Here is a 16,994-nt window from a genome sequence, read left to right on the forward strand (position 1 = left end):
TGTCTAATGAAAATCCATTTAATCTTGCTTTTCAAGGTAACTTTTTCCGCCTAACTACGCGAGGACAACGATCACCTTCGTCGCTCATTATCCTCGCTATGTTATGCTCAAAAGCTAACCACCTTGAAAAGCATTTTTACTTTTTCAGATTATTTCTTGAGAGGAATTCATCTGATGTATACAGAATACCAACCAGTTATGAATTAAATATGAACTTTCATTTACGAAACTTTAAAATCGTGTTTTGCGCACCAAAAAAGGACTCATCAAAATGACGAGTCCTTTCCCAATTGAAACAATCCGTTAAGATTAGCGGCTTATTGGCCACCGTTCTTCTTGATGATTTCTTCTTGGATGCTCTTAGGAACAGCTGAATAATGATCAAATGTCATTGTAAACGTCCCACGGCCTTGTGTAGCTGAACGTAATGTTGTTGCATAACCGAACATTTCTGATAATGGCACCATTGCATTAACAAGTTGTGCATTACCACGTGCTTCCATCCCTTCAACGCGACCACGACGTGCAGTAACTTGACCCATGATATCACCAAGATATTCTTCAGGGGCAATTACTTCAACTTTCATGATTGGTTCCAGAATTTCAGCGCCAGCTTGTTTAGCAGCATTCTTCAATGCCATTGATGCAGCAATCTTAAATGCTGATTCATTTGAATCGACATCATGATAACTACCATCATATAACTTAGCTTTAACGTCGATCAATGGGTAACCAGCTAAGACACCGTTTGCCATTGATTCCTTTAAGCCTTGTTCAACTGATGGAATGTATTCACGGGGAACAACACCACCGACGATAGCGTCTTCGAATTCGAAGCCTTTACCTTCTTCATTAGGTGTAAATTCAACCCAAACATCACCATATTGTCCTTTACCACCGGATTGACGAACGAATTTACCTTGTGCAGATGCTTGTTTCGTGAATGTTTCACGATAAGCAACTTGCGGTTCACCAACTTTAGCAACCACTTTAAATTCACGTTTCATCCGGTCTACCATGATATCCAAATGTAATTCACCCATCCCAGAAATAAGTGTTTCACCGGTTTCAGGATTAGTTTCAGCCTTGAATGTAGGATCTTCTTCAGCAAGTTTTTGTAAAGCAAGATCTAACTTATCACGGTCTTCTTTCGAATCTGGTTCAATCGAAACTTGAATAACTGGATCAGGGAATTCCATTGATTCCAAGATTAGTGGATGATCAACATCAGTTAAGGAATCACCAGTTGTCGTGTTCTTCAAACCGATTGCAGCAGCGATATCCCCTGAGAATACTTCGGGAATTTCATTACGGTGATTTGAATGCATCTGTAATAAACGACCAACACGTTCACGCTTATCTTTTGTAGCATTCAAGATATATGAACCAGATTGCAATGTACCCGTATAAACACGGAAGAATGTTAAACGACCAACGAATGGGTCAGTAGCAATTTTAAATGCTAAACCAGCAAATGGTTTATCATCGCCGGCCATCAATTCAACTTCTGAATCATCAGCTGGGTTTTTAGCGTTATATGGACGTACGTCTAACGGAGATGGTAGGTAATCCACAACGCCATCCATTAACATTTGAACACCTTTATTTTTGAAAGCTGAACCAGCGAAAACTGGGAAGAATTTCAAATCAATTGTTGCTTGACGAATAGCAGCTTTCAATTCTTCCTTAGTAATTTCTTCGCCTTCTAAATACTTGTTCATGATATCATCATCAACATCAGCAACCGCTTCAACTAAATCAGCGCGCCGTTTTGTAGCTTGTTCAAGATAATCAGCAGGTACATCAACTGTATCCCACTTAGCACCTAATTCATCTTCATCATAAATATCGGCTTGCATTTCAATCAAATCAATAACGCCTTCGAATTCATCTTCAGCGCCAATTGGCATTTGAACAGCATGTGCATTAGCTTGTAGCCGATCTTCCAATGTGGTCATTGAATAATCAAAATCCGCACCAAGTTTATCCATCTTGTTAACAAAGACAATCCGTGGCACACCATAAGTAGTTGCCTGACGCCAAACATTTTCAGTTTGAGGTTCAACCCCTGATTGTGCATCTAGAACAGTGATGGCACCATCTAAAACACGCAGTGAACGTTCAACTTCAATTGTGAAATCAACGTGTCCAGGTGTATCAATGATATTAACTCGATTACCTTTCCATTCAGCGGTTGTAGCAGCTGATGTAATTGTAATCCCACGTTCTTGTTCTTGTTCCATCCAATCCATTTGCGAAGCCCCTTCATGGGTTTCACCGATTTTATGAATTTTACCAGTATAGTATAAGATACGTTCTGTGGTAGTTGTCTTACCAGCATCAATATGGGCCATGATACCGATATTACGCGTTTTGTCTAACGGAAATTCACGTTTATTTGCCATAAGTGAATATTACTCCTCTCGAATATTAAGCTATATACAACAAGAGGCCATTATATGATTTGAATACATATAACAGCCAACCTTGTTAATCTTACCAGCGATAATGTGCAAATGCGCGGTTGGCATCAGCCATTTTGTGTGTATCTTCACGTTTTTTAACTGCAGCTCCCGTGTTATTGGCAGCATCCATGATTTCACGCGCAAGACGTTGATCCATAGTATGTTCCCCACGTAAGCGAGCGTAGTTAACTAACCAACGCAACCCCAAAGTTGTCCGGCGTTCTGGACGAACTTCAATTGGCACTTGGTAGTTAGAGCCACCGATTCGGCGCGCTTTAACTTCAAGCACTGGCATGATGTTGTTCATAGCTTCTTCGAACACTTCTAATGGTTCATTACCAGTTTCTTCTTTAATAATATCAAATGCATCATATAAGATTGATGACGCAGTACCACGTTTACCGTCAACCATTAAGCGGTTGATTAAGCGTGAAACCAATTTAGAATTGTACATTGGATCAGGTAAAACGTCACGTTTTGCAACATAGCCTTTTCTTGGCATCCTGATAACCTCCTCAAGATATTTAAGTCCTTGAAGTAACACACAGTGTCATTTAAACTTCAATCGACTTTTTCAAATTTTTTTGTGTGTTATTTTTTAGGTCTCTTAGTACCGTATTTAGAACGACTTTGCATACGACCGTCAACACCGGCTGTATCTAAAGCGCCACGGATAACGTGATAACGTACCCCAGGTAAATCCTTAACACGGCCCCCACGGATAAGTACAACACTATGTTCTTGTAGGTTATGACCAATCCCAGGAATATAAGCTGTGACTTCGATTAAGTTAGATAAACGCACACGCGCATACTTCCGTAAAGCAGAGTTAGGCTTTTTAGGTGTCATTGTCCCGACACGCGTAGCAACCCCACGTTTTTGTGGTGCTGGATTATCTGTAGCTTTTTTCTTCATACTGTTGTAGCCAAAGTTTAATGCAGGTGCATCAGACTTTGAAGTTCTTGATTTACGACCCTTACGTACCAATTGGTTAATTGTTGGCATTTGAAGGTTCCTCCTTCCTTGATCTGAAAGTTATTTTTAAATTTTAAGTCCACACATCCAGGTGGTTCTTTTTTTACGATAAAAAAATGGCAACCTAAATTGCATGAATTGTAATGCATTTTTAGACGTCAGTCAGCATGTCTGAATATCAGAAAACTTCCGTAAAAAGCACAACTACTAGAATAGCATGCGTCTGATAGAAAGTCAATGTGTTAAAAGTTAGTTTTTCAGAAAAAAAGCGCCCTTTTTCCCGCAATTTAATATAGTAAGGAGGACTGGCGCATGTTACTTTATTTAACCATCTTTTATGCTGGCGCTTGCTGTGCATCATTTTTGTCAGTTTGCGCATGGCGCTTGCCACAAGGACGTTCCATTGTTGCACCGCGTTCGCAATGCGACAATTGTCATCAACAACTCGCCTGGTTTGATTTACTACCGCTGATTAGTTACCTAATCTTACAAGGTAAGTGCCGCACATGTGGTAAATGGATTAATTTTTATTTTTGGGGTAGCGAATTCAGCGGCGGCTTATTAGCCTGCTTTTGTTGGAGCCATTCTTGGTCACTAGCAACAATCTATTTACTTGTGTTACTTTTTGAAATGAGTCTTGTCGATCTGTTCCACCGTATTCTCTATCCAATACCAATGCTGATTGCAATGGCGCCTCTTTTTTATCATTACTGGTCACAAAATTACTGGTTAAGCGCCTGTTTAACAGGGATTATTTTCTGCGCCTTCGCTAATTGGTCGGCCGGCTTTGGTTTAGGTGATGCAGAACTAATAAGCATTTTGACCCTTTGGTTGGGATTCGAGGCGATCCTACAAGTTTTGTTAGTTGCCTGTTTAAGCTGCTTATTGTTATATGGCATTCGCCGAACCTTATCAAAACCTTGTAATTATCAGATTCCATTTATTCCATATATTTTAGCTGGTGTCGTCATGCTATTAGGCCACGGTATTTGTCCATAATACAAAAAGAAAGCCATATTACAGGCTTCCATTTAGTTAACTTTTAAACTTTTTCAGTTATTAACACTGATTCCACAAAAAATTTACTTCAAGCTGTGTTGATATTCAATCGCTGAAGCGACCGTTATTGCGTGTGGTCAATTGCCTTGATTGAAATACCGCATAATACAGTAATCTTAATTTTGCGCCGACGCATTATAAATCCTGATTAGCTTCAAAATGAGGTAATCAATCGTTGTATGTTTTGAATCACCGTCGTATCACTGATCTTGCAATACCGAGTTATCAATCCTACTAAGGTCGTTAATCACAATTATTATCTCCCTAAAATTTAAGCATGAAAAAGGAGCCCCCGCAGGGGCTCCTTTTTCAGTAACTTTAATGACCACGTCTATTCTTTTGTTTCTGCTTCTTTCATCTGCGCTTCAATATCACTGATTGAGTAAACATTCTCCGATACAGCACCGACTGTCTTAGGTTCCATATGACGATATTTCGCCATACCAGTACCAGCTGGGACAATCTTACCGATGATTACATTTTCTTTCAAACCAAGTAATGGATCACTCTTACCACGAATTGATGCATCCGTTAAGACCCGCGTTGTTTCTTGGAATGATGCGGCTGATAAGAAACTATTTGTTTCCAATGATGCTTTAGTAATCCCAAGCAAGACAGGACGACATGTAGCTGGCACCCCACCGCTAATTAATGTTTCGTGGTTACGATCCGTAAATTCGCTAATATCCATTAATGTACCAGGTAAGATTTCTGTATCACCTGGATCCATAACTCGAACTTTACGCAACATTTGACGAACCATAACTTCAACGTGTTTATCGCCAATTTCAACCCCTTGCATGCGGTAAACCTTTTGAACTTCATGCAAGAGATAATTTTCTGTTGATAAAACGTCACGTACTTTAATTAATTGTTTAGGATCGACAGAACCACCCGTTAACTTAGAACCGCGACGAACCATATCACCTTCGTTGACGATGACGTTGGCTGTGTAAGGCACACTATATGAACGTGTATCTGTTTCACCTTGAACAGTGATCTCACGCGTATGTTCGGCAGGGTTTTCTTCCACCGCAACAACTTCACCAGTTACTTCAGTGATGGTTGCAAGACCTTTAGGATTACGCGCTTCAAAAATTTCTTGGATCCGAGGTAAACCTTGTGTGATATCTTCACCGCCGGCAACCCCACCGGTATGGAAGTTACGCATGGTTAATTGCGTACCAGGTTCACCGATTGATTGTGCCGCGACAGTTCCGACTGCTTCTCCAACTTCAACTTCTTCACCAGTAGCCATGTTACGACCGTAACATTTCTTGCAGACACCATGTTTTGTGTTACATGTGAAGACGGAGCGAATAGTAACTTCCTCGACACCAGCATCAACAACTGCTTGAGCAAGCTGTTCATCCATTAATTGATTCCGTTGAACCATCACTTCACCTGTCGTTGGATTAACAACGGTCTTCATTGCACACCGCCCAACAAGACGATCATATAACGGTTCAATTAATTCATTACCTTCGCGAATTGAATGGATTAAAAGACCACGATCTGTCCCACAATCTTCTTCACGAATAATAACGTCTTGAGCAACATCCACCAAACGCCGCGTTAAGTACCCAGAATCGGCTGTCTTAAGTGCCGTATCAGTCATCCCTTTACGGGCACCATGAGTTGACATGAACATTTCCATAACAGAAAGGCCTTCACGGAAGTTTGATGTAACTGGAACTTCCATCATCCCACCATTTGGAGCAGCCATCAATCCACGCATCCCGGCAAGTTGGGTAAAGTTAGAAATGTTCCCACGAGCACCAGAATCAGACATCATTGAAATTGGGTTGGTTGGATCAAACGCATCTGTGAGTCGTTGTTGAATATCATCTTTAGCATCGTTCCAGATTTCGATAACTCGTGCATGGCGTTCTTCATCTGTAATCAGACCACGTCGGAATTGTTTAGAAACCGTCGTAACCTTCTTATGGGCTTCATCAACAATCTCTTGTTTTTCAGGTAATTGTGGCACGTCTGCAACCCCAACTGTTAAACCAGCATGGGTCGCTTGAACGTAACCTAAGGTCTTCATATCATCCAATAAGTCAGATGTCCGTTGAACCTTATATACCTTGAAGACTTGCGCGATGATATCACTTAAGAAGCCTTTCTTAAATGGTAAGATCACTGGGGCACTTGAGAGGTAGTCATGAATATCTTCACCGTTGTCGATAAAGTATTTGTCTGGCACACCGTTCATCAAGTTATCGGTTGTCGGTTCATTCAAATATGGGAAGCCAGTTGGCATGATTTCGTTGAACATCACCTTACCAACACTCGTTACCATAATCTTGTGACGTTGTTCGTCAGGGAATGGGCGATTGTCCATATCTGCAATTGATAATCCAATCCGACTGTGTAAATGCACATGACCGGTTTGATAAGCCATTAAGACTTCGTTTGTATCTTTGAAGATCATGCCTTCGCCAAGACTCCCTTTTTGTTCAAGTGTTAAGTAATAGTTTCCTAAAACAACATCTTGAGAAGGAGTAACAATTGGCTTACCATCTTTCGGTGCCAAAATATGATGTGCAGCAAGCATTAACATTCTTGCTTCTGCTTGTGCTTCATCAGATAAAGGTACATGAATTGCCATTTGATCCCCATCAAAATCGGCATTATAAGCTTCACAAGCTAGCGGATGGAGACGAATTGATTTACCATCAACCAAGATTGGTTCAAATGCTTGAATTCCAAGTCGATGCAAAGTAGGTGCACGGTTCAATAGAACTGGGCGTTCCTTGATGACATCTTCTAAAACATCCCAAACATCATCATCTTGCCGATCAATTTTACGTTTAGCATTTTTGATGTTTGAAGCCATCTCGCGTTTCACTAATTCATGCATCACGAATGGTTTGAACAATTCAAGGGCCATTTCACGAGGTAAGCCACATTGATAGAACTTCAATGTTGGGCCAACATCGATAACGGAACGGCCAGAATAATCAACACGCTTACCAAGTAAGTTTTGCCGGAAGCGGCCTTGCTTTCCTTTCAACATATGCGAAAGAGACTTCAATGGGCGGTTACCAGGCCCAGTAACTGGACGACCACGACGACCATTATCAATCAAAGCATCGACGGCTTCTTGTAACATTCGCTTTTCATTTTGAACGATAATACTTGGTGCCATCAAATCCAATAATCGTTTCAAACGGTTGTTGCGGTTGATTACCCGACGGTACAAATCATTTAGATCAGAAGTGGCAAATCGGCCACCTTCTAATTGAACCATTGGCCGTAAATCTGGTGGAATCACGGGAATCGCATCCATAACCATCCATTCAGGGTTATTCCCCGATTTACGGAAGGCATCTAAAATATCTAAACGCCGAATTGCGCGGGTTCTCTTTTGGCCTTGTGCCGACTTCAAATTTTCTTTTAATTCAGCAACTTCGCCTTCAAGATCGACATCACGTAACAATTCTTTGATCGCTTCAGCGCCCATCTTAGCGTTGAAACGATTACCATATTCATCTAATTTTTCACGGTATTCACGTTCGGTCATCAATTGTTTTTTCTCAAGGGCGGTATCCCCTGGATCAATCACAACGTATGATGCGAAGTAAATAATTTCTTCCAAAGCACGTGGGCTCATGTCTAAGACAAGTCCCATGCGGCTAGGAATTCCCTTAAAATACCAGATATGGGTTACTGGCGCTGCAAGTTCGATATGTCCCATGCGTTCACGACGCACTTTTGACCGTGTAACTTCCACGCCACAACGATCACAGACAATTCCCTTATAACGAATTCGTTTATACTTACCGCAAGCACATTCCCAATCTTTTGTGGGTCCGAAGATTCGTTCATCAAAAAGGCCATCACGTTCAGGTTTTAAAGTACGGTAGTTGATTGTCTCCGGCTTTTTAACTTCACCATACGACCAACTACGAATTTTATCTGAAGATGCTAAACCAATTTGCATACTTTCAAATTTATTGACATCTATCAAAGGGCCGACCTCCTCATAATTTATCGCACGTTTTATTCAGCAGAAGAATCTCCCGCCTCAATATTTGCTGCTTGGGCTTTTTCAGCTGCTTCTTGTGCTTTTTTAACTTCTTGCTCTTTAGCATATTTCGACAGTGCATCGACGTTTTCAACATCATCATCGTCGTCCATATCACGTAGCTCAATTTCTTCGTGGTTAATATCGAGCACCTTCATGTCTAATCCCAATGATTGTAATTCTTTAACCAATACGCGGAATGATTCCGGTACACCTGGTTTGGGAATTGGTTCACCCTTGACGATTGCTTCATATGTTTTGACACGTCCCACAACGTCATCTGACTTATAGGTTAAAATTTCTTGTAAGGTATAAGCAGCACCATAGGCTTCAAGAGCCCAAACTTCCATTTCACCAAATCGTTGACCACCAAATTGTGCTTTACCACCTAATGGTTGTTGTGTAACTAGTGAATATGGTCCGATTGAACGGGCATGAAGTTTATCATCGACCATGTGCGCTAATTTCATATAGTACATGACGCCAACTGAAACCCGTGTATCAAACGGTTCACCCGTCCGACCATCATATAGAATACTCTTACCATCTGAAGGCATATTGGCTTCACGAACAGCATCCCATAAATCTTTATCGCGGGCACCATCAAAAACCGGTGACGCAACATGAATGCCTAAGTTTCTTGCTGCCATTCCGAGATGTAATTCAAGTACTTGACCGATGTTCATCCGCGAAGGAACCCCCATCGGACTTAATAAAATATCAACTGGGGTACCATCTGGCATATACGGCATGTCTTCTTCAGGAACTACGATTGAAACTGTCCCTTTATTACCATGTCGTCCAGCCATCTTATCGCCAACTTGAATCTTACGCTTCTGAGTAATATAAACACGGACCATCATATTAACACCTGGTGATAATTCATCGCCAGCTTCGCGTGTAAAGATCTTAACGTTTTGGATAATCCCGCCACCACCATGTGGTACTTTCAATGATGTATCGCGAACTTCACGCGCTTTCTCACCGAAAATAGCATGTAATAGCCGTTCTTCAGCTGACAATTCAGTGACACCTTTTGGCGTTACTTTACCAACTAAAATATCACCATCTTTAACTTCAGCACCAATTCGCACGATCCCAAATTCATCAAGATCTTTTAATGAATCTTCACCGACATTTGGAATTTCACGCGTGATTTCTTCAGGCCCAAGCTTAGTGTCACGAGCTTCCGATTCGTATTCTTCAATATGAATTGAAGTATATAGATCTTCTTTTACCAAACGTTCTGAAAGCACAATCGCATCTTCATAGTTATACATATTCCAAGTCATGAAAGCAATCAATGGATTTTGGCCTAAGGCTAATTCACCTTTTTCCATAGCTGGTCCATCAGCAATGATTTCGTCAACATCAACGTGATCACCTTTAGCCACGATTGGTCGTTGGTTGTAGTTTTTACCAGCATTTGAACGTCGGAATTTCATTAATTCGTACTTATCTAACGTGCTGTCTTCACGACGAACGCGAATGACTTTTGCATCAACATATTCAACTGTACCCGCATGCTGAGCTAATAAAGCAATCCCCGAATCGTGGGCTGCTTTATATTCCATCCCAGTCCCAACAAGTGGTGCATGTGGATCAACCAATGGTACCGCTTGACGTTGCATATTTGCACCCATCAAAGCCCGGTTTGAGTCATCATTTTCCAAGAAAGGAATGCAGGCCGTAGCGACAGCAACGACTTGCTTAGGCGAAACATCCATGTAGTCTAACTTATCAATTGACGTCTCGATATTCTCGTCCTTATAACGTGCCAAGACTGTATCGTCAACGAATGATCCGTCATCGTTTAACGGTGAGTTGGCTTGCGCAATGACATAATTATCTTCTTCGTCAGCTGTTAAATAGTCGATCTTATCCGTAACATCATGAGTATCCCAACTAACACGGCGATATGGTGTTTCGATGAAGCCATACCGGTTAACAACAGCGTAACTCGCCAAACTATTAATCAAACCGATATTAGGACCTTCCGGAGTTTCAATTGGGCACATCCGTCCATAATGGGTATAGTGAACATCTCGAACTTCATAACCGGCACGATCACGAGTCAAACCACCAGGTCCTAAAGCAGATAGACGCCGTTTATGCGTCAATTCGCCAAGGGGATTGGTTTGATCCATAAATTGAGACAATTGTGATGAACCGAAGAATTCCTTAATTGAGGCCACAACTGGGCGAATGTTAATCAACTGTTGTGGTGTCACAGTGCTTGTGTCTTGGATTGACATCCGTTCACGAACTACCCGTTCCATCCGTGATAAACCAATTCGGAATTGGTTTTGTAACAGTTCACCGACTGAACGAATTCGACGATTTCCTAAATGATCAATGTCATCCGTTGAACCAAGGCCCTCTTGTAAGTTAAAGAAATAGTTCATCGAAGCGATGATATCAGCAGGAATCACATGCTTAATTTTGGCATCAATATGGCCATTACCAATCAAATTGATTTCTTTATCAGGTGTTTTTTGTGAATAAACTTTAATGACTTGAAGGGTCATTGGCTCTGGTAAGACACCTTCATCGGATGGTTGATAAGTAACCGTCTTGAAGTCTTCTTGGTCTAAATAAGGTGCCAAAGCATCCATTACTTGACGATCAACAACCGTATCTTTAGCAGCGATCACTTCACCAGTATCTGGATCAGCCAATGTTTCAGCCAATGTTTGTCCTAATAAGCGCGTCTTCAAACTTAACTTTTTATTAATCTTGTAACGGCCAACGGCAGCTAAGTCATACCGTTTGGCATCGAAAAAGCGAGCATAAAGTAAAGAACGTGAGCTGTCAGCTGTCTTAGGTTCGCCTGGGCGCAATCTTTCATAGACATCCTTCAACGCTTCTTCAGTTCTTGATTCATCAGTATTCTTATGAATATCTTTTTCTAGTGTCAACATTAATGAATCATTGTCACCTAAGATATCAATAATCTCTTGATCAGAACCATAGCCCAAAGCCCGGATTAAAACGGACATTGGGATCTTACGGGTCCGATCAATCCGGACGTATGCAATATCCTTGGCATCTGTTTCAAACTCTAACCAGGCACCCCGATTAGGAATCACTGTTGTCCCATAAGTTGTGCGACTATTCTTATCAATAGCGCTATTGAAATAAACGCCCGGTGACCGAACTAATTGTGAAACAATTACTCGTTCAGCACCATTAATAATAAAAGTCCCTTGATCAGTCATCAATGGGAAATCCCCAAAGAAAACATCTTGCGATTTAATTTCCCCAGTTTCATGGTTAGTTAGTTTCAAAGTGACGTGTAATGGTGCTGAGTAGTTGGCATCGTGTTGTCGCGCCTCTTCAACCGTATATTTAGGTTCAAGAAGTTGATAATCAACAAATTCTAATGATAAGTTACCAGCAAAATCGTCGATTGGCATAATATCATCAAACATTTCTCGAAGTCCTTCGTCTAAAAACCATTGATAGGAATTAGATTGAATCTCGATCAAGTTTGGTAGTTCCAGCACTTCTTTAATCCGTGAGTAGCTTCTACGAGTACGATGTTTACCGTAATTCACTAAGTGTCCTGCCAAATTGTTCACCCCTCTATAAGTTTACCGCAGCCCTAATATTACAAAATTGTGACAAATATTAAATAAATATTACATCGTCATTTTTAGGTAATTTTGAGCAGAAAAAAAACAAAAACAGTTATTTTAAGCTGATTAAATCAAGCTAACTATTTTTGCTTTTCATGAATATCGTACTGGACAATAGATCAATACGATAAATTTTCTACGGATTTTTGCAGTTAATGTATACTATACTTCTTTTACTAAGAGAAGTCAATTATTTGTCTTAAACAACTGATTCATAATTGAAATCACTTCAATCCCATTCTATTCTATTCTATTCTATTCTAAAATAATTCAACCCCTTCAGCACAGTAATTTACATATTAATCGCATAGTCTTTTCACACTATCTTTATTCAATCTTTTACAAACTCGTGACTGATCATTTACGTTTTTTACATGAATCAGCAGTCAATCTTTACACACCGTCTCTATACTAAACACGTACCTTTAAATCAGTTTTTAGGAGGAATTTCTATGAAGCCAATCAGTAGGGGAGTACTCACAGTTGGACTAGCCACCCTTTTGTTAACCGGTTGCCAAAAGCAAGTATCCCGATCAAGCCATACGCAGCAGACCAAAATCACCGTAGTTGGTTCAACTGCCTTACAACCACTCGTCGAACAAGCTGGCGATCAATATCAACAGAATAATCCGAAAATCAGCATCACTGTTCAAGGTGGCGGTTCTGGGACTGGTTTAACCCAAATCAACGCCGGAAATGTCACCATTGGAAATTCGGATATTTTTGCTGAAGAAAAATCAGGGATCGATGCACAAAAACTCGTTGATCACAAAGTAGCGGTAGTCGCCATCGCCCCAGTAGTTAACAAACAACTTGGCATTAAGCAGCTTACAGATGCGCAACTAGTTGGCATTTTTAAAGGTGCAATTACCAATTGGCAAACCGTTGGCGGCCCCAACAAAGACATCACTGTTATCAATCGGGCCCAAGGTAGTGGTACCCGGCAGACCTTTGAAAAATTGGCCCTTAAAACTGATCAAGTCATGGTCAGCCAAGAACAAGACGCATCTGGTACTGTGCAAAAAATTGTCGCTCAAACACCTGGTGCAATCAGCTACCTCGCCTTTCCATACATTAAGGGTAACTTACGTGCCATTAAACTAAACAACGTTCAGCCAACTGAAAAGAACGTTACAACGAACGCATGGCCAATTTGGTCTTATGAACACATGTATACCAAGGGAGCTCCAGATTATCAAGCAGCACAGTTTATTCACTTCATCCAGTCAAAAGCCGTTCAAAAAACCATTATTCCGAAACTAGGTTACATTCCAATCACCCAAATGAAAATTGAACGTCAAGCCGACGGTACGATTCAAGATCGTTAAATCCCAGATCAATGCCCAAAAAACAAGGCATCAGACCAATGGTCGGATGCCTTGTTTTACGGTACACACAAGCTAACCACATCTAAATGATTACCCGCAGTAAATTTTAAACAGTTATTTGGTCACCTTTACTTGTGATCGTAATCTTCCCTTTAGTAGCACCAATTGTAACTGGAACCCCCATCGCAATTTCCCCAGCAAGTAGCGCCTCACTCAATTGATCCTCCACTTGGGTTTGTAGGGCACGCCGAATTGGACGCGCACCATATTCAGGATCAAATCCGGCTTTAGCAACAACATCCATCGCTGCTGCAGTCATCTTAATTTGAATCCCCTGCTCTGCTAGGCGGCTAAGAACATTTTTGGCCATTATCTTCACGATTTTGCGCAATTCAGGCTGTGTCAAGGAATGGAAAACGACTGTTTCATCGATTCGGTTTAAGAACTCAGGCCGGAACGCTTTTTTCAATTCTTCCATAATCCGCCCCTGCATTGCTTGATAATCAGCCGTTACATCTTTAACCCCAAACCCAACCGATTTATCATCGCGAAGAGCGGTAGCACCCAGATTAGATGTCATAATCATGATTGTATTCCGAAAATCAACTTTACGGCCTTTAGAATCCGTTAAGTACCCATCATCTAAGACTTGCAGTAAAATATTAAAAATGTCTGGGTGTGCTTTTTCGACTTCATCAAATAGAATAACCGAGTACGGTTGATTACGAACTTTTTCAGTTAATTGCCCACCTTCTTCATAACCAACATACCCAGGTGCGGCCCCAACTAAGCGACTAGCACTGTACCGTTCCATGTATTCGGACATATCAACCCGAATCATGTTATCTTCAGAACCAAACATTGCTTCTGCTAAAGCTTTTGCCAATTCCGTTTTACCGACCCCGGTAGGCCCCAAGAACATAAATGAACCGATAGGTCGTTTAGGGTCTTTCAAACCACTCCGAGCGCGGCGAATTGCACGTGAAACTGCCGAGATAGCTTCCTCTTGCCCAACAACTCGCTTGTGCAAAACTTTTTCAAGCTGCATTAACCGTTCGCTTTCCTTACGTTGTAACTGAGTTACCGGTACACCTGTCCATTGGGCAACAATTTCGGCAATATCTTCAGCTACTACTTGAATATCGCTACGTACCCCATTTTCTTGCTCAGCAGCTTGCAATTTTGCAATTTTAGCCTTAACTGTACTTTCTTGTTCATAAATCGTGGCTGCTTTTTCAAAATCCTGAGCACGGATAGCGGCTTCCTTATCTTCCTTAAGGGTTTGGCGTTTTTTCTCTAGTCGCTCTAATGGCGTCTTTTGATTGACCGCATCTAAACGAACTTTGGCTGTTGCTTCATCCATTAGATCAATAGCTTTATCTGGTAAGAATCGATTTGTAATATAGCGATTTGATAAGACAACCGCTTCATGCAGCGCTTCATCAGAAATAGAAATTCCATGATGTGCTTCGTAGCGTGGACGCAATCCCTTTAAAATTTGTTCGGCATCTTCTGGTGTCGGTTCATTGACCGTCACGGTCGCAAACCGTCGTTCTAAGGCCGCATCTTTTTCAATATATTTTTGATACTCGTCCAAAGTGGTGGCCCCAATCAATTGTAATTCACCACGTGCTAATGCTGGTTTGAGGATATTAGAAGCATCAATTGCCCCTTCAGCGCCACCTGCACCAATGAGGGTGTGTAATTCATCAATAAAGAGAATGACTTGGCCATCTGCATAAATTTCATCGATAATCTTCTTTAAACGATCTTCAAATTCACCACGATACTTCGTCCCAGCAACCAATGAACCCATATCGAGCATCATGAGTCGTTTTTGCTGCATATCACTTGGTACGTCACCTTTGACAATCCGCTGAGCAAAACCTTCAGCGATTGCCGTCTTCCCAACCCCAGGTTCACCAACAAGCACTGGATTATTTTTAGAACGCCGCGCTAAAATTTGTACAAGTCGCCGCACTTCTTCATCACGGCCAACAACTGGATCAATTTGATTATCGCGCGCTAGCTGTGTTAAATCACGTGCTAGTTGATTCAGTGTTGGGGTACCGGCTTGATCTGCCTTGTTTTTATTTGCTTTAGCTCGTTTTTTAACCGTTGCTGCGTCAACTCCCATTTTTTGGAGTAACAGTTGCCGTGTCTTCGCTAAACTCAATCCTAAGTTCAACAAAATCCGAGCTGCAATAATGTCATCATCCCGTAAAAGCGCTAATAATAAATGCGCCGTACCGATTTTAATAGAATTAGTTTGTTGTGCTTCGACGCGAGCAATATCAAGTACTTGTTTGGCTTTAGGTGAGTACGGCAAATAGCCACCAATGCCAGAAGCGATGACCGCATCGCCATATCCGGTTAAACGTTCAATTTCTTCAAGGACATCGGTTGGGTTCACACCTAATTCGCGTAAGGTAGTCCCAGCAATTCCTTCATTTTCTAATACGATTGCTAATAGGAGATGTTCCGTTCCTAGTGCATGGTGATTAAATTTCTTTGCTTGTTCCTGCGCCATCATTAAGACGTTCTTCGCACTTGGTGTAAATAGATTATTCATGGATAATCCCCCACTTTTTACTTAATTTCATATCTTAGTCGTTCTAATACAGCAATTAGTATTTGCGCTCTAAGTTGCTCTTCTAATTGTTTATTATTAACCGCTAATGTCTGTGGACTCATTGCTGCTAATATCAAATTGCCTTCTTTTTTTGACAAAATTTGTTCATCATATAACTTCTGGATGATTGCTAAAGTATCTGCTTGTGAGATTCGTATGTCGATATTTTCAATTAACGCCTCTAAAAAATCACGATCATCAAGAAATTGAACTTTAACAATCCGAATATACCCACCACCGCCACGTTTACTATTAACAACATAACCACGTTGTTCAGTAAATCGGGTATTGATGACGTAGTTAATTTGGGATGGTACACAATTAAAAAGTTTAGCAATTTCAGAGCGTCTGATTTCGATTTGCTCATTATCAGCCAGTATCTTCTTTAAATAAGCCTCGATAATATCTGAGATATTCTGACTTTGCAAGTCATATCAGCCCCTTCATTCAGTTTTTACGTTTTTGCATACAACATTAAAAGTTTAACTTTGACTAACGTTGACTATCATTATAACGATTATTATCCGAAATTGAAAGTTTACTGACTTTTAGTATATAATTGTCCCCACATATAAAAAAAGACTTGTCATCAACAAGTCTTTGAGAATCGGGAAAACAAGATTTGAACTTGCGACCCCTACGTCCCGAACGTAGTGCTCTACCAAGCTGAGCTACTTCCCGGAAACTATTTCACTGCGGATACAAAAAAAGCGGAAGACGGGATTCGAACCCGCGACCCCCACCATGGCAAGGTGATGTTCTACCACTGAACTACTTCCGCATCTTTTATTATCCTTTTTGTATCCAGTCGGGAAAACAGGATTCGAACCTGCGACCCCCTGGTCCCAAACCAGGTGCTCTACC

9 protein-coding genes and 2 tRNA genes are annotated in these 16,994 nt (G+C 41.0%); 2 read left to right on the forward strand and 9 right to left on the reverse strand.

Annotated features, from left to right (window positions below; all coding sequences use genetic code 11):
• Positions 1–317: 317 nt before the first annotated feature.
• From fusA to rpsL, 3 genes are all read right to left on the reverse strand, one after another.
• A complete protein-coding gene (gene fusA / locus FC90_RS04845) occupies positions 318–2,405 on the reverse strand; it encodes an elongation factor G (protein WP_057908165.1) in 2,088 nt (695 codons plus the stop codon).
• A 91-nt stretch (positions 2,406–2,496) separates the two neighbouring features.
• Positions 2,497–2,967, reverse strand: coding sequence for a 30S ribosomal protein S7 (gene rpsG, locus FC90_RS04850; RefSeq protein ID WP_057908166.1), 471 nt, complete (start codon positions 2,965–2,967; stop codon positions 2,497–2,499).
• Positions 2,968–3,056: 89 nt separating this feature from the next.
• Complete coding sequence (gene rpsL / locus FC90_RS04855; protein ID WP_004270179.1) at positions 3,057–3,470, reverse strand: 30S ribosomal protein S12; 414 nt, start codon at positions 3,468–3,470, stop codon at positions 3,057–3,059.
• Positions 3,471–3,752: 282 nt separating this feature from the next.
• Here rpsL and FC90_RS04860 point away from each other — a divergent pair, with 282 nt between their 5' ends.
• Positions 3,753–4,439 (forward strand): prepilin peptidase, encoded by a 687-nt coding sequence (locus FC90_RS04860; protein WP_057908167.1) that lies wholly within the window; start codon positions 3,753–3,755, stop codon positions 4,437–4,439.
• A gap of 391 nt (positions 4,440–4,830) precedes the next feature.
• Here FC90_RS04860 and rpoC read toward each other — a convergent pair whose 3' ends face one another.
• Together rpoC and rpoB are read right to left on the reverse strand one after the other, a co-directional pair.
• The gene (gene rpoC, locus FC90_RS04865) at positions 4,831–8,475 is read right to left on the reverse strand and encodes a DNA-directed RNA polymerase subunit beta' (RefSeq protein ID WP_057908168.1); all 3,645 of its coding nucleotides are present in this window, start codon (positions 8,473–8,475) and stop codon (positions 4,831–4,833) included.
• A gap of 32 nt (positions 8,476–8,507) precedes the next feature.
• Positions 8,508–12,113: a DNA-directed RNA polymerase subunit beta gene (rpoB, locus tag FC90_RS04870; RefSeq protein WP_319016955.1), complete on the reverse strand. Its 3,606-nt coding sequence runs from the start codon at positions 12,111–12,113 to the stop codon at positions 8,508–8,510.
• Positions 12,114–12,622: 509 nt separating this feature from the next.
• Here rpoB and FC90_RS04875 point away from each other — a divergent pair.
• Complete coding sequence (locus tag FC90_RS04875; RefSeq protein ID WP_057908170.1) at positions 12,623–13,498, forward strand: phosphate ABC transporter substrate-binding protein PstS family protein; 876 nt, start codon at positions 12,623–12,625, stop codon at positions 13,496–13,498.
• A 106-nt stretch (positions 13,499–13,604) separates the two neighbouring features.
• Here the strand turns inward: FC90_RS04875 and FC90_RS04880 are convergent, their stop codons facing one another.
• The 4 genes from FC90_RS04880 to FC90_RS04895 form a co-directional block, all read right to left on the reverse strand.
• Complete coding sequence (locus tag FC90_RS04880) at positions 13,605–16,070, reverse strand: ATP-dependent Clp protease ATP-binding subunit (RefSeq protein ID WP_057908171.1); 2,466 nt, start codon at positions 16,068–16,070, stop codon at positions 13,605–13,607.
• A 17-nt stretch (positions 16,071–16,087) separates the two neighbouring features.
• Positions 16,088–16,558, reverse strand: a complete 471-nt coding sequence (locus FC90_RS04885; RefSeq protein ID WP_057908172.1) for a CtsR family transcriptional regulator — start codon at positions 16,556–16,558, stop codon at positions 16,088–16,090.
• 179 nt (positions 16,559–16,737) lie between these two features.
• Positions 16,738–16,811, reverse strand: a tRNA-Pro gene (locus tag FC90_RS04890).
• 28 nt (positions 16,812–16,839) lie between these two features.
• A tRNA-Gly gene (locus FC90_RS04895) sits at positions 16,840–16,911 on the reverse strand.
• Positions 16,912–16,994 lie beyond the last annotated feature (83 nt).

Source organism: Latilactobacillus graminis DSM 20719 (assembly GCF_001436415.1).
In the GTDB taxonomy this organism is placed as follows: domain Bacteria; phylum Bacillota; class Bacilli; order Lactobacillales; family Lactobacillaceae; genus Latilactobacillus; species Latilactobacillus graminis.